This window comes from Georgenia sp. SUBG003 (assembly GCF_000715355.2).
Lineage (GTDB): Bacteria > Actinomycetota > Actinomycetes > Actinomycetales > Actinomycetaceae > Georgenia.
In genome coordinates, this window is record NZ_CP180204.1 from 2,185,857 (window position 1) to 2,202,131 (window position 16,275).

The following is a 16,275-nucleotide window of genomic DNA, read 5'->3' on the forward strand; positions in this document are numbered from 1 at the left end:
CGTCGAAGCGGACCGGAACAGGTCAACGATCCCCTGCCGCGGCGTCGTCCGCCAGCGTGGCGGCCGGGGCGACCGGTTCGGCGGACGGCCCGGTCCGGCGCCGGACCGCGGGACCGGAGGCCATCAGCAGGCACGAGGGCATCGCTCGCAGGGAGCCATCGCCTAGCGGCTGCGCAGGGCGGCGGCCCGCTCCTCCGCGTGCTCGGCCCGCATCACCCGGGCGTGCGAGGTGCGCCGGGTGAACAGGTGCAGCACCACGCCGAGCAGGAGCATCCCCAGCCCGTAGGCCCACACCTCCAGCGACTGCTGCGCCAGCAGCACGACGCAGGAGACGACGGCGAGCACCGGCAGGACCACCGGCGTGCGGTAGTGGGCGTGCTCGACCCGGTCCTTGCGCAGCACGAGCACCGCGACGTTGGTGCTGAGGAAGACGAAGAGCAGCAGCAGGACCACGGTCTCCGCGAGCATCGCCAGGTCGCCGACCAGGGTGAGCGCCACCGCCAGCAGGGTGGTGAGCACGATGGCGAGCCAGGGCGTGCGCCGGTTCGGCAGGACCTTCGTCAGCGGGTGCGGCAGGAGCCCCTCGTCGGCCATGCCGTAGGCCATGCGGCTGGACATGATCATCGTCAGCAGCGCACCGTTCGCGACGGCGACCAGGGCGATGGCGCTGAACGCCCAGTCCGGTAGGCCGATCCCGGTCGCTCCGACGACGTCGAGCAACGGGCTCGTGGAGCCGGCGAGGTCCTGGGGGTCGATGACGAGGGCGGCGACCACGGCGATGAGCACGTACACCGCGCCGGCCACCGCCAGGGCGCCGAACAGGGCGCGCGGGTACACGCGGTTGACGTCGTGGACCTCCTCGGCGACGTTGGCCGAGACCTCGAAACCGACGAACGAGTAGAAGGCGATCAGGGCGCCGCCGAGGGCGGCCGCGCCGAGACCCACGCCGTCGGGAAGCTCTGTCAGCCGGCCCGCGTCCCCCTGCCCGGCGCCGACGGCGACGGCCCCCAGGACGATGACCAGCACCAGTCCGGAGACCTCGATGACCGTCATGACGACGTTGGAGCGCACAGACTCCTTGATGCCGCGCGCGTTGAGCAGGGCCAGCAGGGCGAGGAAGACCGGCGCGGCCAGGGCGGTGGGGATGTCGACGAACGTGGCCAGGTAGTCGCCGGAGAAAGCGATCGCCAGCCCCGCCGCACTCGTCACCCCGGCGGCGAGCATGGAGAAGCCGACGAGGAAGGAGATGAGGGGCCGGCCGAACGCGCGGCGCGCGAACACGGCGGCACCGCCGGCCTTCGGGTACTTCGTGACGAGCTCGGCGTAGCTCGACGCGGTCAGCAGCGCCATGACCATGGCGAGCAGCAGCGGGACCCACATCATCCCGCCGGCCTCCTCGGCCAGCACACCGACGAGGGCGTAGACACCGGCCCCGAGCACGTCCCCGAGGATGAAGAGGAACAGCAGGGCGGGCGTGATGCCCTTCTTCAGGCGTGAGCGTTGCCCCGCCGGCGCGTCGGTCGTCATCGGCTCAGACTCGGGCCGGCAGGGCGGTCCGGCAACCGGAGCAGCGGTGGACCCCACGCCCCAGCCTTCGATCCAGCGCGGGGCGGCCCCGCGGTTCACCGGCACCCGGACGGTCGGGACGACGGCCCTCGGGTTGACCTCGGTCCGCCGGCAACCCGGACGGGCGGGAGCTCGGCCTCCGGTTGCCGCTCCCGGGAGGTGGCCTCACGCTGGCAGCACGCACGGCACCTCGGGTGCCGCAGCACACGCGGAGGGGAATCTCGATGAGCAAGAAGCACGCGGTGGACGCCGAGCATCCGGCCAAGCCCGACTCGATCACGGACATCAGGAAGCCCTCGTGGGGCTACACGCTGCGCAAGACGGTCCGCGAGTTCATGGACGACGACTGCACCGACCTCGCCGCCGCGCTGACCTACTACGGGGTGCTTTCGCTCTTCCCCGCGCTCATCGCCCTCGCCTCGATCCTCAGCCTCGTCGGGCAGGGTCGCAGCACCCAGGCGATCATCGACATGGCGTCGGAGTTCGTCCCGGAAGATTCGATGGAGCGGCTCGAGCCGATCCTCGACAACATCACCCAGACCGACGCCGCGGGGCTCGGCCTGGTCATCGGCCTGCTCGTGGCCCTGTGGACGGCGTCCAACTACGTCAACGCCTTCTCCCGGGCGATGAACCGCATCTACGAGGTGCCCGAGGGCCGCCCCGTCTGGAAGCTTCGCCCGCTGATGTACCTGCTCACCCTGGTGATGCTCATCCTCGTGGCCGCAGCCGGCGTGATCCTCGTGGTGTCCGGGCCGATCGCCGAGGCGGTCTTCGGCATCATCGGGATGGGCGACGTGGGCCGGACCGTCTGGAGCATCGCCAAGTGGCCGGTGCTGCTGCTCATCGTCGTCGTCACCATCGCCCTGCTCTACTACGTCACCCCGAACGTGAAGCAGCCCAAGATGCGGTGGGTCAGCCCGGGCGCCGTCATCGCGATCCTCGTCGCGGCACTCGCGGCCCTCGGCCTGGGGATCTACATCAGCCTCTCCGGCGGGGACAGCTACAACGCGACCTACGGCGCGCTGGCGGGCGTCATCATCTTCCTGCTGCTGCTGTGGATACTGAACCTCGCGCTGCTCTTCGGCGCGGAGTTCGACGCCGAGCTCGAGCGGGCCCGTCAGCTGCAGGCCGGCATCCCCGCGGAGGAGACGGTGCAGCTGCCGCCGCGTGACACCAAGGCCAGCGACAAGAAGGCGAGGAAGGCGCAGGAGGACGTCGAGCGCGGGCGTGCGCTGCGCGAGTCCCGGGGCCGGACCGCCGACCCCGACGAGGTCGACGACCTGCACGTGTCGTCCCGCGAGCCCGAGCGCACCGGCCACGACGCGGACGAGGCACGCCACCGCTGAGCCGCACCCCGCCGGCACCGGGCAGCCAGGCCGGTGCGGCTGCCAGGCGGCTGCAGCTCCCAGGGGGCTGCGGCCGTCAGGCGTCCCGCTCGGGCGCCGTCTACCGAAGCGCCTGGAGCGGGACCACGACGATCCGGTCGTCGTCGGGCGCAGGGTTGCCGCGGGAGACGTTGGACGTCAGCAGCCAGACGCTCCCCGCGCCGTCCGGCTCGACGGCCCGCAGCCGCCCGTACTCCACCCCGCCGACTCCGCAGGAGGTCGGCTGGCCCCTCGGGATCCCTGGCGTTCGGGCAGACCTACGTCTGGGACAACGGGCTTGCCGTCACCGCCGGACGCCCGGCGGAGCTCGCCGTCACGGACGACGACCTCGACCAGGAGGAGGGGCCTCAGGAGGGCGGCGACCCCACGGCGGGCTCGCCTCCTCCGCAGACGGCCACCGAGCCCGCGTCGGCCCCGGCGTCCGCACGCCCCGGCGCCGGGACTTCCGGGACCGAGGCCGTCGGCACCGGTGCCGGTGCCCTGGCCCGGACGTCGTCCACCGCGCCGCCGGCCACCGGCGTCCTGACGGTCGACGTCGTCATCCTCAACGGCACCGACGAGCCGGTCAACACGTCCGTCTTCGTGGCGATGACGAGCGGCGGCGCGGACGCGCCGCCCGTCTACGACCCGGACGCCGGTCTCACCGGCCCGCCCGGCACCATGCTCCAGCCGGGCGGGACCGCCCGGTTCACGATGGGGTTCGAGGTGGAGGACCCTGCCGACCTGACGATGGAGGTGCGGCCCGCCTACCACTACGTCCCGGCGCTCTTCGTCCGCCCCGCCGGCGCCCAGGGCTGAGAATCGACCCATGTCCGACATCGCGCGCCTCGTCGAGGACGTCCTGACCACCACGCCGCTCGTCGACGGCCACAACGACCTGCCGTACGCGCTGCGCACCGTCGCCGGCTACTCCGTCGAGAACCTGGACCGGCGGCGCGACGGCCTGCACACCGACATCCCGCGCCTGCGCGCCGGCCGGGTAGGTGCACAGTTCTGGTCGGTCTTCGTGCCGTCCACGCTCCACGGTGCGGAGGCGGTGCTCGGGACGCTCGAGCAGATCGACGCCGCCCACCGCCTGATCGCCCGCTATCCCGACACCTTCGAGCTCGTCTGCACCGCCGACGGTGTCCGCAGCGCCTTCGCCCGCGGCCAGATCGCCTCGCTCCTCGGCGCCGAGGGTGGGCACTCGATCGGCGAGTCGCTCGGTGTGCTGCGGGTGTTCGCGCGTCTGGGCGTGCGGTACATGACGCTGACGCACAACGACAACGTCTCGTGGGCCGACTCCGCCACGGACGCCCCCGCGGCCGGCGGCCTGGCCGACGCCGGGCGCGCCGTTGTCGCCGAGATGAACCGCATCGGCATGCTCGTCGACCTCTCCCACACCGCGGAGTCCACCCAGCTCGACGCGCTCGCAGCCACCACGGCGCCGGTGATCTTCTCCCACTCCTCCTGCCGCGCCGTGTGCGACCACCCCCCGCAACGCCTCCGACGCCGTGCTGGAGAGGCTGACCGCCAACGGCGGTGTGCTCCAGGTGACCTTCGTGCCCAAGTTCGTCTCGCCCGCCGCGGCCGCCTGGGACGCCGAGGCCCGCGCCGCGCTCGACGGCGGAGCCTGGCACTGGCCCCGCGCGCCCCGTCCGGGTGAGCACCCGGCCGCCGTGGCGGAGGAGAACGTCGGGCTGGACCCCGAGGTGGCCTGGCGGGAACGGCTCGCCGTCTGGGAGTCGCGGCACCCGCGTCCCCGGGTGGGGATCGACGACGTCGTGGCGCACCTCGAGCACGCCCGCGAGGTCGCGGGCGTCGACCACATCGGGCTCGGCGGCGACTACGACGGTGTGGACCGCCTCCCGGAGGGGCTCGAGGACGTCTCCGGCTACCCCCGCCTGTTCGAGGCGCTCGCCGAGCGCGGCTGGTCGCGGTCCGACCTCGCGGCGCTCGCGGGCGAGAACGTGCTCCGAGTCCTGCGCGACGCCGACGACGCGGCGTCCGAGATCCTCTGGCCCACCATGGCCTGAGCGACCGACGGCCGAGAACCTGCGGACGGGCCGGCGGCCCGGCGACTACGTGCAGCTGCCGGAGCCGACGGCGGCGAGCCCCTGGCGGTCGCCCGGGCCGAGCTGGGTGTTTCCCAGGTTCTTGGCGTGCATCAGCTCGTTCGGGTCGTCGACGTGGTCCAGACCCACGAGGTGCCCGAGCTCGTGGACGATGACGGCGCGAACCTGCGCCTCGCCGTCCGCGCGCCGCAGGAGCCCGGAGATCTCGGCGGCGTCGAGGTAGACGATGCCGCTGACGTAGCGCATGGCGCTCCCGCCCACGCCTTCGGAGATGCTGCCCCCGACGCCGACCACGCCGCCGGCCAGGTCGGGAACCTGCTCGGGGGTGGCCCAGGCGACGAGGACCGGGGGAGGGCTCGGCGCCGTAGCGCAGGACGTCGCGCGCGGGCCGCTGCGGGTCGGGTCGCTCGTCCGTCCTGCCAGCACTCTCGAAGACCAGGCCCGTCGCGTCCGAGATGGTGTCCAGCGCCTCGGTGAGCAGGGCTGCCGCGCCGTCGGGGGCGAGCTCGTCGTTCACGACGTACCGGATCGGCTCGCACGGGTCGTAGGTGACCGGTTCGCCGTCCTGCTCCTGCATGAACACGAAAGATCCGGCGCCGGGCACGACCACGGGCGCGGCGGCGAGCCGCTCCTGACCGGGAGCGACGAGCAGCATGGCGCCGCCGCCCGCGGCGAGCACGGCGACCGCGGCGAGGACCAGGGAGCCACGGCGTCGCGGCTCAGGGGCGGGGACCGGCGGCAGGGGCCGGTCGCCGGCTCCCGGAGCTCCGTGTGCGTACGAATAGGGCGAGAGGTGCGCGTCGCCCGTCGCGTACGAGCCGTACAGCGACGCGGCACCCGGCCCATGGCGTCGATCCAGCCGGTCGAGCTCTCGGAGCTGCCGGTTCATCCGGCGGCGCCGCCGGGCGGGACCGAGCGTGAGGCTGTCCCACACGTTCGCTCCCATGACGGGAGTCTGCCAGCGAGCGTCCGGCCACGCCCCTGTTTCGGCCCGGGCGGTCCTGGATCCGTCCGGGGCGGAAGTCAGGCCCGGCAGCAGCCCACAGACCGCCGGCGGCACCGGCTCGAGGGGCGGCGTCAGATCAGGGCGTCATGGTCCCGGGCGCCGCACGTCTCGCAGAACCCATCCAGCAGCAGCGCGGGCCCGTCGCAGTCCTCGCACCAGACCTTCACGCAGTCCGCGAAGACGTCGACGTCCGGCTCGATCTCGGTCATGGTGGCGACGGCCATGGCAGCCCCTTCCGTCCGCTTCCTACTTCCTGACCGTTCCATCGTCACCCCCGCCACCGACATCCGGACGGAGCGACTCACCTTCGAGCGGTGACATCCGCTACGTGCCGGTTCTACCCTGCGACCGTCGGCGCAACGGGGCGATCGAAGGTGCAGCCATGGCTGAGCACGTGACCGTGGGGACGGGAACGTCCCCGGCGCCGAGGCACCGGGGGACGTTCCCGCGACGTGGTCAGCCGGCGAAGGGCTCCCGCACGGCCGTGCTGTCCGTGGTCAGCAGCCCGGCGACGTCGGCCGGCACGTGCCTGCCGGACTGAGCCGCGAGCAGGTTCTCGAACGCCACCAGCTGGTTCACGGCGGTGCCGGTCTGGCCGGCGGCGAACGCCGAGGAGGTGGCGTCGAGCAGCTGCCTCAGGCTGGTGACGGTGCCGGGGTTGGTGATGCTCCGGTCGGCGACGTACCGCTCCACCGTGGCCCGGAGCGAGTCGATCGTCGCCTCCACGGTGAACGTCACGCTGGTCTGCGACCGGTTGCCCGCCACGTCGGTGGCCACCACCGCGACCGTGTGCCGGCCGAGCGTGAGGTCGAGAAGGTCGATCGCGGCACCGTCGTCCACCGGTTCGCCGTCGAGCGTGACCACGACCTCGTCGACGTCGCTGCGGGCGTCGGTGACCTCGACGTCCACCACGACGGTCTCGTGATGGAGATACGTGCCGGCCACCGGGCCGGCGACGGCGATCTCCGGCGCCACGTCGTCGATGACGGTGAACGTCACCTGCGAGGTGCTCCGGTTGCCGGCGACGTCCTCGGCGGTGACGGCGAGGACGTGCTCACCGAGTGCGAGACCACCCAGCTCGACGGTCGTGCCGTCGGTGACCTCCTCGCCGTCGAGCGTGATGTCGACGGCGTGCACACCGCTGAGGTCGTCGGACGCCTCGACGTCCACAGTGAACGTCTCCGTGTAGGAGAACGCCGCACCGTCCGCCGTGCCGACGGAGATCACGGGGGCGACGTGGTCCTCGGCCTGCAGCGCCGCGGCGTACTGGCCGAGCGTCATGAACACGGCGCCGGAGCGTTCCGCGAGGTCCTCGAGCTCGGTGAGCGTCTGCCGGTACCCGGCGAAGGCCCGGGGGTCGAGGCTGCCGTCGGCGAAGTCACCGTCGTACGAGGTCAGCTCGAAGAGGACCTCGCACATGCCGTACCGGCCGAAGTCGTTCTCGCACCGGTCGGCGAGCGAGTTGTCGGCGTGCTGCTGCCAGTCGGAGTAGTCCTTGCCGTCCTTGGTCGGGGCGCACAGCTCCGCGACGTCGCAGTCGACGCCGCTGTGGGCGCCGATCCCCTGCGTGAGGGGGGCCTGGCAGTTGGTCCACGACGCCGCGCCGTTGCCGCACGCGATCTGCGACCACGGGATGTGCACCATTCCGGTGTCGTCGACGTAGGCGAAGTCCTCCCGGCCGGCCGGCTCCGCGTACCAGGCGGAGGAGACCCAGCTGTAGCCGACGGCCTGCATGGCTGCCCGGCTGCGTCGTCGTAGGCGTCCGTCGGCGGGATGAACCCGGTGAGCTGGTGGCTCGCCCGGTCGAGGTCGACGGTGTCCGTCATGGCCTGCTGGCCGACCCTGAGGAGGTTGAAGGCGCGCGAGACGTCCATGCCGCAGTCGAACTCGGAGGCGGAGGAGCCGTACTTCTCGACGTAGGGCGTGTAGACGCACGTGTGGTAGGTCCCGTGGTGGACGACCTCGAAGTTCGGGTCGGCGATCACGGAGTTGAGGAACTCCGGGGTGTCGGAGCCGTCCAGGCGAGCCGTGTCCCACGGGATGAGAGCGAGGGAGAACGGCAGCCCGCGGTCGAGCGCCTCGGTCGAGAGCGCCTCGGCGATCTCGCTGCGGTAGCCCACGGACATGGCGTCGGCGCGGAGCATGATCACCGGCTTGCGGCCCCACTCGATGCGGTCGGCCTGCTCCACCTCGTAGGTGCCGGTGCCCGGGTGCCCGGGACGGTCGTCGCGGGCGTCGCAGGCGTCGCCGCGGCCGTCGCCGTCGACGTCGGCCTGGTCCTCGCTGGTGGTCAGCGGGCAGTTGTCGGTGGTGTCGACCACGACGTCGCCGTCGTCGTCCTCGTCGCAGACGTCCCCGAGCCCGTCGCGGTCGGTGTCGATCTGGACCGGGTTGGCCTTGTCGAGCATCAGGTCGGGGGCGTTCGGAACGGTCGCGCAGTTGTCGATGGAGTCTGAGACGCCGTCACCGTCGCCGTCCGGCGCCTTGCCGTGCAGGAGCGTCACGGGGTTGGTGATGTAGCCGGAGTGGAACCCGCGCAGCAGGTCGAGATAGCCGTCGTCGTCCCAGTCGGCGGCCGCGACCACGTTGCTCACCAGCCCGGGAAGGCGGCTGGGTGTGCAGGCGGTGAACGAGGGTGCGCCGTCGGTGCCGGTGTTGAGGCACTCGTGCAGCGTGAACTCGCGGGCGCTGCCCACCTGGTCGCCGGCGATCAGGAGGTCCCGGCGGCCGTCGTCATCGATGTCGACGACCGTCGGCTCGAAGTACGACTCCGCGGCCAGGCCGGGGGTGGTGGCCCGCGCGACGACGGACTCGGGCGCCGCGAGGACGGGGGCGCCGGCGCTCCCGACGTTGCGGTACAGGCGCACGCCCTTCTCCGCGGCCGACGCCCCGGTGCCGACGAGCAGGTCGAGGTCGCCGTCGAGGTCCCAGTCGACGAGCTCGGGGGAGGCGTAGCCGACCGTGCTGCCCGTCGTGGCGCCGACGACGGCCCCGGCGGCCGTTCGCAGCGGCTCGCAGTCCTCCCCGCGGACGACGGGAGCGCCGCCGTCGGCGACGTTCTCGCAGAGGAGCACGCCCTTGTTGCTGTAGTAGGTGCCGACGAGCAGGTCCTGGTCACCGTCGCCGTCCCAGTCGCCGACCGCGGGGCGCATGTACAGCGTCCATCCGGTGGTGCTGGTCGCGGTGCCGCTGTCGAAGACGGACACCGGCGGCGCCAGGTCGCCGTCGTCCTCCCGCAGCGCGACGGCGACGCCGCCGAGCTGCGCGGACGAGCGGAGCCCGACGACGAGATCGTCCTGGCCGTCACCGTCCCAGTCCGCGACGGTGGGCGCCGGGGCCGAGTTCTTGGCCAGGGCGAGGAGGTCGATGGTCGTGTCGTGCTCCCACGGCACGGGGGCCGCCGCCGCCTGCGGCGGCAGGGTGACGGCAAGGGCGGCGAGCAGCGCCGCTGTCCCGGCGATTCCGATGGTTCGAGGCAGCGCGGATCGCCCGCGCACGGCGGTTCTCATAGGGGTGTCCTCAGGGGGAGAGGTATTGCGAGTGGTACGGGCCGAAATCTACGCCGGGGCCGGATCCGCCGTAGGGGTTTTCGGTCCGTAACTCTCGTCCCGGCGATCACCGCCCGAGGCCGGTGGTCGTCCCGTCAGCCGATCGCGGCGAGCCGGGGCAGCAGCGGGGCCATCGCGCCGATGGCGTCGGCCCGGACCACGTACCGGGTGATGCCCCAGCGGCGGTGGTGCTCCGCGACGGCGGCGACGATCTCGTCCTCCGTGCCGACGAGCACGTACGGCACGGCCAGCAGCTCGCTCACCGGGACGCCGGCGTGCTCCGCGATCTCGGCGCCCGCCCCCCTCGGCGTCGTCGGTCACGCGGACCAGCTGGACGAGCGCCTCCAGCGCCGGCGGCCGGCTCCGGTCCGCCGCCCCCCTCGGCCACGAGCGCGACCTGCCGGTCCACGACCTCCGTGGTCCAGCGCACGGCGTGCATGTGCCCGTCCGCGAGCGTGCGCCCCAGCCCGCTGAGGCCGACGACGTCCGCGTGCTCCCCGGCGAACCGCAGCAGCCGCGAGTTCGAGGTGCCGACCGTGAGCGGGATCCGGTCCTGCACCGGCCGGGGCGCGTCCAGCCGGGCGCGGTGCACGGTCAGGCGCGCGGAGTCGACGCTGACCTCCTCGCCCGCGAGCAGGCCCTGCACGGCCCGGACCACGGCCATGCACCGCTCCACGCGCGCCGCGACACCCGGACGCTCACGCCCGACGGCCCGCCACTCGGCCGGGGGTGTGCCCCGCGCCCAGGCCGAGGCGGGCACGACCGCCGGAGACGACGTCGAGCGTCGCGACGTCGGCCGCGACGTGCTGCGGCTCGCGCACGCCGCCGTTCGTGACGTACGAGCCGAGGCCGATCCGAGACGTGACGGCGCCCGCCGCGGCGAGCGCGACGAAGGGCGAGGCGATGGACCCGGGATGGTCCGCCGTCGTCAGCGCGTCGAACCCGCGCGCCTCCACCTCCCGGGCCAGGTCGAGCCACGACGCGGCGTCCCTCGGGAGGGCCTGGACGGTGACGGAGACCATGGCCCAGCGTTACGGAGGTCGGCCGCCCGTGCCACCTCTTTCCGAGGCAGTGCTCGAGCGGCGTGACGTTCCCGCGTCGGCGCCGCTGAACCTCGAGCCGTTCGAGGAGACCCCGGCGCGAGGCCGGCGGCGACGCGTCGTGCACCCGCATCGCCGTCGGTCGTGTCGTAGGTCCTGGCTACGCTGAGGCATGGCCCCACTCCCGGAGAAACTTCGCCTCACCCTCGCCCGCAGGGCCGCCGCCGACGGCGCCGCCGACTGGGTGGTGCTCGACCTCCACGGCAGCTACCCGACCTACCGCCGGAACGCCCCCGTCCAGGAGCTGCTGCAGCGCAACGAGTCCTTCGAGGGCCTCACGGCACGACTGGACCGGCTCGCGAAGGCCGACTGGCTGCGCGGCGTCCTCGTCCGCGTCGGCGACCTCAGGGTCGGCCTCGCCACCGCGCACGCGATCGGCCTCGCCCTCGGCCGCCTCGCGCAGAGCAAGCGGGTGGTCGGGTACGTGCCGCAGGTCTCCATGCGCAGCCTCCTGACGACGGCGCACCTCACCGAGGTCGTCGCCCCCGAGTCCGCCGAGGTCTCGCTGCCGGGTTTCGCCGCCGAGCAGGTCTTCTACGGCGCGTTCCTCGGCCGGCACGGCATCACCTTCGAGAACCTGCGCATCCGCGAGTACAAGACCGCGCTCACCCGGTTCTCCCAGGACCGCATGGACGAGTACGACCGCGAGCAGCTCACCGCCTACGTCAGCTCCGCCGAGCGCAGCTGGCAGTCGCACGTGCTCGAGGCGCGCGGCGCCGACGGCGACGCCGTGTTCGGGACGGCGCTCACCAGCGCCCGCCAGCTCCTCGACCTCGGCCTCGTCACCCGCATCGCCTACGACGACGAGATCGTCACCCCCCGTCGACCAGCAGTGGGGCCGCGCGATCGAGCTGATGATGGCCGACCTGACCGCACGGAAGGCGGGCCGGAAGGCCGACGGGGTCGCCGTCGTCCCCGTCATCGGCCCGATCGTCACGGGGCACTCCCGCCGGACCCCGCCGCTGCCGTTCCTCCCCCGGGCCGATGTCCGGATCCGAGACCGTCGTCGCCGCCCTGCGCAAGGCCGAGCGGGACGAGCACACGAAGGCGATCGTGCTGTTCGTGGACTCGCCGGGCGGCTCCGCCCTGGCCTCCGACGTCGTCGGCCGCGCCGTGGCTCGGTGCACCAAGCCGGTCGTCGCCGTCATGGGCGAGGTCGCCGGCTCCGGCGGCTACTACGTCCTTGCCCAGGCCGACCACGTGGTCGCCGACCCGTACACGCTCACCGGCAGCATCGGCGTCGTCGTCGGCAAGCCGGTCCTGACCCAGTTCGACGACCGGCACGGCCTGAACCCCGAGACCGTCGGACGCGACCGCGCGCTGTTCGAGAGCCCGCACCGCCCCTTCTCCGACGACGAGCGCGCGTGGGCGGAGAAGATGATGGACGAGGTGTACGGGCGGTTCGTCGCCCGGGTGGCCACCGGCCGCGGCCTCAGCCGGGAGCGGGTGGACGAGATCGGGCGCGGCCGGATCTGGAGCGGGCAGGACGCCAGGGAGATCGGTCTCGTCGACGAGCTCGGCGACCTCGAGGCGGGCCTCGCCGCCGCGCGTCGCCTCGGCGGACTGCCCGACGACGCCCCCGCACGCACCGTCTCCACGGGCCCGAACCTGCCGGGCCTGCCGACCTTCGGCAAGGACGCCGCCGGGGCGCTCGGAGGCCTGTGGCCGTTCGGGTCGGAGAAGGTGCTGACCTGGTTCGACCGCGCGGTCACCATCCGGTGACGGTCGTTACCCCTCGCGGGCTGCTCACCTCGTCGAGCGGGCGACCTCTCACGAGCGGCCACCTCATCCCTCCGGACTGATCCGCCGTGCGGGTGCCCGGGGCTACCGTCGGCCCACCACCGCCGCGCCGACGAGGCGGTGCCGTCGAGGGGAGCGGGCATGTCTGGATCCGTGCTGCGCCGAGGACGGATCCTCGCGCTGCTGGTCGTCGCACTCACGCTGGTCGCCGCGCTCGTGGCCGGGGCGAGCCCCGCCGGGGCGAAGGGCGGGAGCGGGAAGGGTGGCGGGAACGGTCTCCCGCACCCGCCCGAGAAGGAGGCCACCGCCGTCGGCCACGGCGGCGCGGTCACCTCGCTCGACCCGTACGCCACCCGTGCGGGCCTGGAGGTTCTGCAGAAGGGCGGCAACGCCGTCGACGCCGCGGTCGCCGCGTCCGCCATGCTCGGGGTGACCCGGCCCTACGACGGCAGCATCGGCGGCGGCGGGTTCTTCCTCGTCTACGACGCCGCGAACGACGAGGTCACCTCGATCGACGCCCGCGAGACCGCCCCCGCGGCCACGACGCCCACCGTCTTCCGCGAGGACGGCACGGAGATCCCGTTCGCCGAGCGGCGGGTCTCCGGCCTCTCCCAGGGCGTGCCAGGTCTCGTCGCCGGGTGGGAGCTGGCGCTGGAGGAGTACGGCACCGTGCCGCTGCACAGGCTCCTGCAGCCGGCACGCGTGGTGGCCGAGCGCGGGTTCGTCGTCGACGCCGAGTACGAGGAGCGGACCCGCGACAACCTGGAGATCTTCGCCGACTTCACCTCCACCCGGGAGACGTTCCTCGTCGACGGCGCGGCACCGGCCGCCGGCACCGTCTTCCGCAACCCCGACCTCGCCCGGACCTACAAGCTCATCAGCCAGGGCGGGGCGGACGCGTTCTACGAGGGCGAGGTCGCCGAGGCGATCGTGGACACCGTCCAGCACCCACCGGTGGTCGCCGGCGCCGAGCGCAAAGTCCGGCCCGGGCTGATGGAGCTCGACGACCTCGACGAGTACGAGGCCAGGTGGCGCGACCCCACCGCGGTCGACTACCGCGACCACACGGTGTTCGGGATGGGTCCGCCGTCGTCCGGCGGCACCACCGTGGGCGAGGCGCTGAACATCCTCGAGGGCTACGAGCTCTCCGAGCTGCCCGAGGCCGACGTGCTGCACCTGCTCATCGAGGCCGAGGCGCTCGCGTTCGCCGACCGGGGCGAGTACCTCGGCGACCCGGACTTCGTCGACGTGCCCGTCGAGGGTCTGCTCTCGCAGGACTTCGCGGACGAGCGCCGCGAGCTGATCCTCGAGCCGTTCGCGGCGACGCCGAAGCCCCTGCCCGCCGGCGACCCCGACGGCGCCGCGGACGACGGCGTCGTCCTCGCCTCCGCCGTCGCGGCCACGGGCTCCACCACGCACCTGACGACGACGGACCGGTGGGGCAACATCGTCGCCCTCACCTTCTCCATCGAGCAGATCGGCGGCAGCGGGATCGCCGTCGACGGGTACGGGTTCCTGCTCAACAACGAGCTGACCGACTTCGCCACCGAGCCCGGCCTGGCGAACTCGCCCGACGGCGGGAAACGGCCGCGCTCGAGCATCAGCCCGACGATAATCCTCGGCCCGGACGGCGAGCCGTTCGCCGCGTACGGGACGCCGGGCGGGGCGACCATCATCACCACCGTGACGCAGGTGGCCGTCAACCTCATCGACCTGGACATGGACCTGCCCGACGCCATCGCCGCACCGCGGCTCGGCAACATCAACGGCGAGAACACCAACTTCGAGGCGACCCTGCCCGCGGCGACGCAGGAGGCGCTGAAGGCCTACGGGCACAAGCTGCCCACCCCCGCCGCCGACCCCGTCGGCAACGTCAACGGCGTGCAGTTCCTCGGCGACGGCGGGCTGCTGGCGGCCGCCGAACCGACCCGGTTCCACGGCGGGAGCGCCGCGGTGGTCCAGCCCGTCCCGCACTGACGACCCGGGGCCACGGACCGGCCGGGCGGTGGCGTCGGCGCGGCCACCGCTCGGCCGCTCCCCGGACCCGCGCCTCCACCGCCCGGCCGCGCTCACCGGTACCGGCGACGGTCCCGCACGACGCCGGCCCGCGCCTCGCGTGAATGCGTCAGGTGCGCGTCCCGAGCGTGGACGAGCACCTAGGGCGTCGTCGGCGTGGCACGGTGGTTCCCTCGTGCGACGTCGCGGAACAGGTCCAGCCGACGGGTCAGCCGCAGCTTGCGCAGCACGGCGCTGACGTGGGTCTTGACCGTGGGCAGCCCCAGGTGCAGCTCGTCTGCGATCTCGGCGTTCGTCAGCCGCTGCAGGAGCAGGCCCAGAACCTCGCGCTCGCGGGGCGTCAGGTGCTCGGGCGACGGGCGTTCGTCGTCGGCCGCCGGGTGCCCGGTCGCCGAATGTCCGGCCGTCAGGTGCTCGGCGGACTCGTCGGGCCGAGAGCCGCGGGCGCCGTCCAGGGGCCCGCGGTGACCCTCCGGGGGCGGGCGGTGGGGCCCCGGCGGCACGACCGTCGTCCCGACCGGCGCGACGATCCGTCACGAGGTGGCCGGCGCCGGTGGGGCTGTCCTGTCCCTGACGGTGGGTTCGCTCGAGGCGACGGCGTCGTGCACCGCGAGGGGCGTCCAGGCCGAGCCGGTCGAGACCTTCGTGATCCTCGACGTCACGGCGAGCCTCACGACGCCGGACGCCGCCGCAGCCCCGGGCGGCCAGGCCCCTCCGGTCGAGGCAGGGACTCCGGGGGACGTCTACACCGCGCTGACGCCGGACATCTTCGGCATCACCGCCCCCGACGGGCGGGCGCAGAAGATCGTGGCCACGGACGCGTCGTGGGCGTGCCTCGACGACGCCGCCCTCCTCCCTCCGTTCGTCGACCTCGGCGAGACGGTCAGCGGCAAGGTCGTGCTGGACTCCGCGAGCACCCACGGTACGGTCGTCTACGCCCCGGAGGGGACGACCGGCTGGAAGTGGGAGTTCTGAGCCGCTTACCAGCGCAGGTCCACCCGCTCCTCGGCGGCGATCCGATCGAGCACCCCGCCGTCCGTCCCGGGCTCGGCGAGCACCAGCGACCCACCCGCCCGCCACACGGCGAGCGCCTGCTCCAGCAGCCCTGCGAGGTCGCGGGGCGAGACGAGCGCCCGGACGGGCTCCGGCTCGTCGTCGTCCTCGTCCGGGCCGGAGGGCCTGCCGAGCTCGAGCGTGCCTCGCGCCCAGTCGGCGAGCTCGCCGAACGTCGCCTCCAGTCCCGCGCCCACGAGCGCGACGTCGTCGTCCTCCGGCTCGGAGACGTAACCGAGCTGGTCGCCGTAGCTCATCAGCTCGGCGGCCGCGTCGATCACCTCGTTCGGCAGCTCGGGCCCGTCCCAGGACATCGCCAGCGCCGGCAGGGCGACGGCGAGGACCAGGTCGGCCCCCTCCGCACCCGGCGCGGTCCCCGGGTCGGTGGTGACGACGACGTCGACCTCGTCGAGCTCCTCGTCGGGCAGGACCACGCGCGCGCCCGTGGTCCACGACGCCAGCGCCCACACCAGGGTGCGCCAGTGGACCGGCAGGTCCAGCACCACGGTGGTGCCGGGCTCGGCGTCGGCCTCCTCGACCAGGAGGTTCGCCGCCTTCGTCACCCAGTTCGCGAGCACCCGCCCGGACAGCTCGGTGCGCTCGCCGTCGGCCCCGTACCAGGTGAGCCTGGGGGAGGCGCCGTCGCGGGCGAACGCTTCCAGGAGCCGGCCGGGGAGGGTGTCGGGATGCGTCATGGTCCTGAGAGTACGGGCCGGCTCCCCGAGCGGGCGGCCGCGGTCACGCACCATCTCGGCGGTTCGCGCCGGTTCCCCCGCCGGCTCCGCGACACGCCGGGCGACACGCCGC

The 16,275-nt window shown here is 73.4% G+C and carries 16 protein-coding genes and 2 pseudogenes; 8 read left to right on the forward strand and 10 right to left on the reverse strand.

The genetic code is table 11. The features are described 5' to 3' along the window. Positions 1-162: 162 nt before the first annotated feature. A complete protein-coding gene (locus DA06_RS10815) occupies positions 163-1,527 on the reverse strand; it encodes an APC family permease (protein ID WP_052436636.1) in 1,365 nt (454 codons plus the stop codon). A 263-nt stretch (positions 1,528-1,790) separates the two neighbouring features. Here DA06_RS10815 and DA06_RS10820 point away from each other — a divergent pair, with 263 nt between their 5' ends. The 4 genes and pseudogenes from DA06_RS10820 to DA06_RS10835 all read left to right on the forward strand — a co-directional run bounded on the left by DA06_RS10820 (position 1,791) and on the right by DA06_RS10835 (position 4,966). Next, on the forward strand, positions 1,791-2,912 hold the full coding sequence (locus DA06_RS10820; RefSeq protein ID WP_043499895.1) for a YhjD/YihY/BrkB family envelope integrity protein: 1,122 nt from the start codon (positions 1,791-1,793) through the stop codon (positions 2,910-2,912). 33 nt (positions 2,913-2,945) lie between these two features. Beyond that, positions 2,946-3,749, forward strand: coding sequence for a hypothetical protein (locus DA06_RS10825; RefSeq protein ID WP_418607674.1), 804 nt, complete (start codon positions 2,946-2,948; stop codon positions 3,747-3,749). A 10-nt stretch (positions 3,750-3,759) separates the two neighbouring features. Beyond that, positions 3,760-4,356 (forward strand): annotated as a pseudogene (locus DA06_RS10830) (dipeptidase); the annotation flags it as partial. A 118-nt stretch (positions 4,357-4,474) separates the two neighbouring features. Continuing rightward, the gene (locus tag DA06_RS10835; RefSeq protein ID WP_418607675.1) at positions 4,475-4,966 is read left to right on the forward strand and encodes a membrane dipeptidase; all 492 of its coding nucleotides are present in this window, start codon (positions 4,475-4,477) and stop codon (positions 4,964-4,966) included. Positions 4,967-5,011: 45 nt separating this feature from the next. On the opposite strand, the gene DA06_RS10840 is transcribed toward DA06_RS10835, so the two are convergent. The 7 genes from DA06_RS10840 to DA06_RS10870 all read right to left on the reverse strand — a co-directional run bounded on the left by DA06_RS10840 (position 5,012) and on the right by DA06_RS10870 (position 10,581). After that, positions 5,012-5,431, reverse strand: coding sequence for a matrixin family metalloprotease (locus DA06_RS10840; protein WP_052436638.1), 420 nt, complete (start codon positions 5,429-5,431; stop codon positions 5,012-5,014). A gap of 651 nt (positions 5,432-6,082) precedes the next feature. Next, entirely contained in the window at positions 6,083-6,235 is a 153-nt protein-coding gene (locus DA06_RS10845) for a hypothetical protein (protein WP_418607676.1), read from the reverse strand. Between the two features lie 232 nt (positions 6,236-6,467). Further along, a complete protein-coding gene (locus tag DA06_RS10850; protein ID WP_043499907.1) occupies positions 6,468-7,430 on the reverse strand; it encodes an FIMAH domain-containing protein in 963 nt (320 codons plus the stop codon). Next, complete coding sequence (locus tag DA06_RS10855; protein WP_418607678.1) at positions 7,406-9,508, reverse strand: FG-GAP repeat domain-containing protein; 2,103 nt, start codon at positions 9,506-9,508, stop codon at positions 7,406-7,408. The genes DA06_RS10850 and DA06_RS10855 overlap by 25 nt, the downstream gene beginning before the upstream one ends. Before the next feature lie 146 nt (positions 9,509-9,654). Further along, the gene (locus DA06_RS10860; RefSeq protein WP_418607680.1) at positions 9,655-9,822 is read right to left on the reverse strand and encodes a hypothetical protein; all 168 of its coding nucleotides are present in this window, start codon (positions 9,820-9,822) and stop codon (positions 9,655-9,657) included. Beyond that, on the reverse strand, positions 9,819-10,223 hold the full coding sequence (locus DA06_RS10865) for an LLM class flavin-dependent oxidoreductase (RefSeq protein ID WP_418607682.1): 405 nt from the start codon (positions 10,221-10,223) through the stop codon (positions 9,819-9,821). Before DA06_RS10865 ends, DA06_RS10860 begins: the two co-directional genes overlap by 4 nt. A gap of 34 nt (positions 10,224-10,257) precedes the next feature. Then, the gene (locus DA06_RS10870; protein ID WP_418607684.1) at positions 10,258-10,581 is read right to left on the reverse strand and encodes an LLM class flavin-dependent oxidoreductase; all 324 of its coding nucleotides are present in this window, start codon (positions 10,579-10,581) and stop codon (positions 10,258-10,260) included. Positions 10,582-10,771: 190 nt separating this feature from the next. Here DA06_RS10870 and DA06_RS10875 point away from each other — a divergent pair. From DA06_RS10875 to ggt, 3 genes and pseudogenes are all read left to right on the forward strand, one after another. Then, positions 10,772-11,464: pseudogene (locus tag DA06_RS10875) on the forward strand (S49 family peptidase); the annotation flags it as partial. A gap of 179 nt (positions 11,465-11,643) precedes the next feature. After that, positions 11,644-12,381: a S49 family peptidase gene (locus DA06_RS10880; protein WP_052436640.1), complete on the forward strand. Its 738-nt coding sequence runs from the start codon at positions 11,644-11,646 to the stop codon at positions 12,379-12,381. A 159-nt stretch (positions 12,382-12,540) separates the two neighbouring features. Next, positions 12,541-14,376, forward strand: coding sequence for a gamma-glutamyltransferase (gene ggt / locus DA06_RS10885; RefSeq protein WP_043499913.1), 1,836 nt, complete (start codon positions 12,541-12,543; stop codon positions 14,374-14,376). A gap of 179 nt (positions 14,377-14,555) precedes the next feature. Here the strand turns inward: ggt and DA06_RS10890 are convergent, their stop codons facing one another. Next, positions 14,556-14,918: a response regulator transcription factor gene (locus DA06_RS10890; protein ID WP_418607686.1), complete on the reverse strand. Its 363-nt coding sequence runs from the start codon at positions 14,916-14,918 to the stop codon at positions 14,556-14,558. 37 nt (positions 14,919-14,955) lie between these two features. On the opposite strand from DA06_RS10890, the gene DA06_RS10895 reads away from it, so the two are divergent. After that, complete coding sequence (locus tag DA06_RS10895; protein ID WP_418607689.1) at positions 14,956-15,390, forward strand: hypothetical protein; 435 nt, start codon at positions 14,956-14,958, stop codon at positions 15,388-15,390. Between the two features lie 5 nt (positions 15,391-15,395). On the opposite strand, the gene DA06_RS10900 is transcribed toward DA06_RS10895, so the two are convergent. Beyond that, positions 15,396-16,163, reverse strand: coding sequence for a TIGR03089 family protein (locus DA06_RS10900; RefSeq protein ID WP_052436641.1), 768 nt, complete (start codon positions 16,161-16,163; stop codon positions 15,396-15,398). Positions 16,164-16,275 lie beyond the last annotated feature (112 nt).